Origin of the sequence: Caballeronia sp., assembly GCF_049581465.1 — a bacterium.
In the GTDB taxonomy this organism is placed as follows: Bacteria; Pseudomonadota; Gammaproteobacteria; order Burkholderiales; family Burkholderiaceae; genus Caballeronia.
This window is the reverse complement of record NZ_JBAUSA010001055.1, coordinates 1-4,622: the sequence shown is the minus strand read 5'-3', so window position 1 is coordinate 4,622 and position 4,622 is coordinate 1. Positions and strand designations below refer to the sequence as shown.

General features: G+C 65.6%; 4 protein-coding genes and 1 pseudogene. All 5 read right to left on the bottom strand.

From position 1 onward, the window contains the following. Window positions 1-55 precede the first annotated feature (55 nt). Complete coding sequence (locus WCA53_RS25850; protein WP_423917120.1) at window positions 56-964, bottom strand: triphosphoribosyl-dephospho-CoA synthase; 909 nt, start codon at window positions 962-964, stop codon at window positions 56-58. Continuing rightward, a complete protein-coding gene (locus WCA53_RS25845) occupies window positions 951-1,943 on the bottom strand; it encodes an ATP-grasp domain-containing protein (RefSeq protein ID WP_423917117.1) in 993 nt (330 codons plus the stop codon). Before WCA53_RS25845 ends, WCA53_RS25850 begins: the two co-directional genes overlap by 14 nt. Then, complete coding sequence (mch, locus tag WCA53_RS25840; RefSeq protein ID WP_423917114.1) at window positions 1,940-2,968, bottom strand: methenyltetrahydromethanopterin cyclohydrolase; 1,029 nt, start codon at window positions 2,966-2,968, stop codon at window positions 1,940-1,942. Before mch ends, WCA53_RS25845 begins: the two co-directional genes overlap by 4 nt. Beyond that, a complete protein-coding gene (locus tag WCA53_RS25835; protein WP_423917111.1) occupies window positions 2,943-4,178 on the bottom strand; it encodes an ATP-grasp domain-containing protein in 1,236 nt (411 codons plus the stop codon). Before WCA53_RS25835 ends, mch begins: the two co-directional genes overlap by 26 nt. Then, window positions 4,178-4,622: pseudogene (locus tag WCA53_RS25830) on the bottom strand (methylenetetrahydromethanopterin dehydrogenase); the annotation flags it as partial. The gene WCA53_RS25835 and the pseudogene WCA53_RS25830, both read right to left, overlap by 1 nt.

The window sequence follows — 4,622 nt, the reverse complement described above, 5'->3', positions numbered from 1 at the left end:
ATCATGTTCCGTGCCAATCGGCGCCAACGCCTCGGTGTTTAGCTGGATCAGGCGTTCAGATGCCGTCTACCAGGCCCGCGACGAACAGCGTGGCGACCGTGAGATCCGCGCTCGTGCCCGGGTTGATGCCCTGCGCCTTGAGTGTGGCGTCCCATGCGCCGAGGGTGAGCAGCTCGTCCGCGACGGCGCCGCGAGCGCGTGCGCGGTGCATCGCGTCATGCCGCCTGCGTGCCTCTCGCGTGACACTCTGCGCCACCCGCAGGCCATGCTTGCGCACAATGTGTGAATCGGGCCAGCCGCTCAGGAAGGCAAGGAACACGTCAAGCGTGAGCTCCGTGGCCGCTTGCGATTGTCCTGAGGTTTGAGCGCGGCGCACGGTCTCAAGGCCGGTTTCGAACACGTCGCAAAATCCATTCGCGTACTGGCGCGCGATGCTGTCGCGTCCGGCAGCCAGCGCCATTGCGGTACGAAGATCGACGGTGGGTGACTCATGGACCGATTGTTCGGGCGCGTCGCCCAGGCCTCCGGGATTCGCGAGCGCGATTGCGCGGTAAGCGGCGCGGGTATCGTCGAGATCGAGCGTTGCCAGCACGCGTTGCGTTGCGGTGCGCCAAGCGGTGGCGCAGATGCTTGAGCCGGCGGGAGGGTCATCGCCAGGCATCTCGAATGCTGCAGCAAGCGGCGCGATCAGCAACACGATGCCGAGATTGGTATTGCAGCCGGCCACGCGTTGCGTGCGCCTGACGGCATCGAGAATGCGGGTGCCGACCCTTGCGCCTTTGGCGAACAGCGCGTCGGCCGCGGCGTCCGCGCTCGCGATGAACTGCGCGGCCGTCATGCCGTGACCGGGGTTGTCGATGCTCACGTTGCCGGGCTTGGCGGTCTCGATATCCAGCCGGCAAGCCCGTAAAAAGGCCGCTCTTGCCTTCGCGAGGGAGGAGGCGCTGTGTTTATCCGAATGCATCGCCGGTCTTCAGAGGCACAGGCGCGTGAGCCGCGAGCTTCCGGTCGAGCAGATCGTTTGCCAGCGCGGCGGCTAGGTCCAGGTCCGTCACGGATTGCAAACCGCGCCATGCGGCCACGCCGTTGACTTCGAGAACCAGCGGATGCTTTTCGCCATCGCCATCGCCGTCGCCATTGCTCGATGCGGGCGGAGAAGGAATCAGGTCGACGCCTGCATAGTCGAGACCCAGTGCGCGGGTCGCTTGCACGGCGATATCGGCGAGGACGGGGTCGAGCGGCGCGGGTTCGCATGTCGCCCCCTGCGCAAAGTTGTGAATCCAGCCCTTGCCACCCACGCGCCGCATGGCCGCGACCGCCCGGCCACCGATCACGAGGACGCGCCAGTCGAAGCCCGGACGCTCGGTCTCCACATAGCGCTGCAAATAAGCGACTTGCCCCGTCGCTCGCAATGACGGCAACGGTGCAAGCGATCCATCTCGACGGCTTGCGCCAAGCCGTCGCAAGCCCTTGCCTTGCGAACCAAACAGCGGCTTGAGCACGACCCGGCGGTTCGCAGCCGCCTCGCGCATCAGTACCCGCTGCGCGAACGCCGCCGATTCACTCGCCCACGTTGCGGGCGTCGGCACGCCATGCAGGTTGAGCAGGAAACTGGTCATCGATTTATCGACGCTGCGCTCGATCGCGCGCGCGTCGTTGTACACCGGCACGCCGCATTCGCGCAGCGCGTGCAAAATGCCAAGCCGGAACATGACCTGCTCGAACGTGCCGCCCGCGATGCCGCGTACGAACACCGCATCGGGCAACGCGTGGCCGAAGCCGGGGATGGCGAGGCCGTAAGGGGCCCACGTGGTGTCGATACGGCATTGCGCCAGATCCACGCAGCGCGCGTCCACGTCACGGGCGCGGAACGCTTTCTTCAGGCGTCCGGTATGCCAGCCCGTTTCGTCGGTCATGATGGCGACCCGCAGTGCTGTGCTCATGACGGCTGTACTCCACCGGCATGCGGCGTTGACGTGCCGCTCCATTGCGCGTCGAGCAACGCCATGTCGATCTTGCCGCCGTGATAGGTCGCGCCGCTTTCCAGGCTGCTGACCCACACCTCGGCAGGCGCGAACAACGCGGGGTCAATCTGATAAAAGTCGTAGTTGAACGAAGTGAAGATATCGGCGAAAGGGCGCCCGTAATCGCGTGCATTCGATGATGGCAATTCCGCTGCGAGCCGTCGCGCGACGGCATCGCTCTTCACGCTAAGATGGACGCGGCCGCCGTAGAGAATCGCGTCGTTAGTGCGGCCCATCGCCTGGGTCGCCTCGGGCGCGGGCGGCGGCAAAGGCGCCGAGCCGCTGCCTTCAATGATCTCGCTGAGGTCCACGCCGAGCACATGCGTCTTGTGCAGTGCAACCTCAACCACCCGCGCGACGACCTGCACCGTTCCCGCGACAGAGTGTGTCGGCGTGACGACCAGCGTCAGTTTGTCGGGGGCCAAGGCGCAGTCCCGCAAGATCTTGTCGATCACGACCGGCGGCGGCAAGCGGTCCACTTCGAGCACGAGCGCGCCGCTATCGTGGCGGTCGCGATAACCGAGTTCATCGAAGAGCGTTTCTTTACCCGCAAGCGCACGCGCCGGGCCTGACCCGAGGGAGAAGAACTTCTTGCCGCCGGTTTGTTCCTTGGTCGCCGAGAGGCTCCATCCCGCGTATTGGCTGCCGAGGCAGGCGAGCACGGGCGACGATGTGTGGACCTCGATCATGCGCGGCCAGAGCGGATTTGCGTCGGTAGTCATGCGCACGGCAACCCGTCCAAGCCCCCCCATGCACAGGCGCGCGATCAGCACCCCCGCTTCGACCCCGCCCATGGCGCCTATGCCTGCATCGAGGATCACGGTGCCGTCTGGAGTGCGCGAGACGGCGATGCGCAGCCGCGCGGCATCATCGACGAGCCGCATGGCAATCCGCTCGCTCAGCGCATTGACGCTGAGCTCAGGCGAAAGTGGAGATGTCGGCATCAGTAGGCTCATGACAGGTTTCGATGCATTGGAAAAGAAGCGCTTCGCGGCGTTCGAGTTCGTCCCGGACGGCGGACGTAGACGATTGCGTGACGACCAGCGTGCACACCGGCTCGCCCGCGCCAATTCGCGCGCCGGGCTGCGGCACGTCATGGCAGGCAGGGTCGCGCATACAGGCGTCGCTGAAGGAGCGGGAGACGATCAAGCCGCGCGGCGCGAAAAGTACGCGCTGACCGGCTATTAATCGCATTGCGGCGGGGAAGAGGGAAGGCGTTGGCAAGAGGCCATTGATACAGGCATCAAGATGGCACGCGAGCAAACCACGCGGCCATGCCTGGCGCGCGGCGCTCTCGTAGAGTGTCATCGTCGATGAAGGACGCGCGTTGATTTCGAGGACCTGGAAGGTGTCGCCGTCCAGCAGGAAGTCGATGCTGTTCAGCCCCGAGAGATCCGTGTTCGCCACGATCGAACCGATTGCCGACGTGAGCTCGGCCATGACTGGCGGCGGCAGGTCGACAGGACCTGTAGACCCGACATGCAGGAACGGCCGGCTGCCGGCCGCGACGCTGAGCTGCTCTGCAAAGCCGATCACGGCCGCTTTTCGCCGCGCGGCGACAAACAGCGCGGACATGGAACGCCCAGGAGCCATGCGCTGGAAATAGCCGTCGACGGCATCCTTGTCCAGCTTCGAATCCAGCGTTTCTATATGCGTGCCGCCGCAACCATCGGCGTGTTTGACGAGCCAGCCGGCCGGGTCGGAGGGAGGCTGCCAGGAGACCGCCGGATGCGCGATGCCAAGCCGGTCCAGCAGCGAAAAAAAACGGCGTGGCTCGCGCACGGCTGCCGTGGCTTCGGCGCCGTTCCCTATAAACCTTGGCAATCGTGGCGCACTGCACAATTCCCGCGCGAGCGGTTCGAGCCCGCTGCCGGCCACGAAGCCGAGCATGCGTGGCAGCCGCGCGGTGCGTTCAAGTGCGTCGAAAAGGCGTGGCGGATCGATCGAGAGACCCTCGCTGCCGATATCAAACCACAGCGGCGCAACCCTTCGCGTATCGCGGTCGCCGAAGATATCCAGCGCGGCCACGTTCAGCCCTGCGCGCCGTGCGGACTGCGCCAGCATGCGCGCCGACAACCCGACGACTGCTATATAGGGAGCCTGCGAGGGAGTCTGCGCGGACCGGCTGCCGGGCGTCATGAACGAACGACGCATCAGGCGAGGCCGCCGACGATCGCGCGGGCTTCTTCGAAGGCTTCGGGAAAGCCGAGATAGACCGGCTTCCCGGCGGTTCGCATCCGCATGAACAGGCGATGCTCGACCTGGTATTTGACGTTGCCGATCGCCAGCGCGCCGATCGCCAGCGCGTCCTCACGCACCGCGCCGGCAAGCGGTTTGCCGTCGTCCATGACATGCACGCCCGCGATGCCTTCGGGCGGCACGGCATTGACATCGGCGGCGATCAGCAAGTGCTTTGCAACACCGACATCCGCTGCGCTCATGACCTGCACGCCCGCCACCGCTGTCGCCATCACAACCTCGGCGGCAGCGAGCGCGTGGCGTAGTTCGTCGCGCGTGTGAACCGAGATGCCGGTCGTCGCGATGTCGAAGCGGCGATTGACCTCGTCGCTTACCTGAGTCGCGCGGGCGATGTTCGAA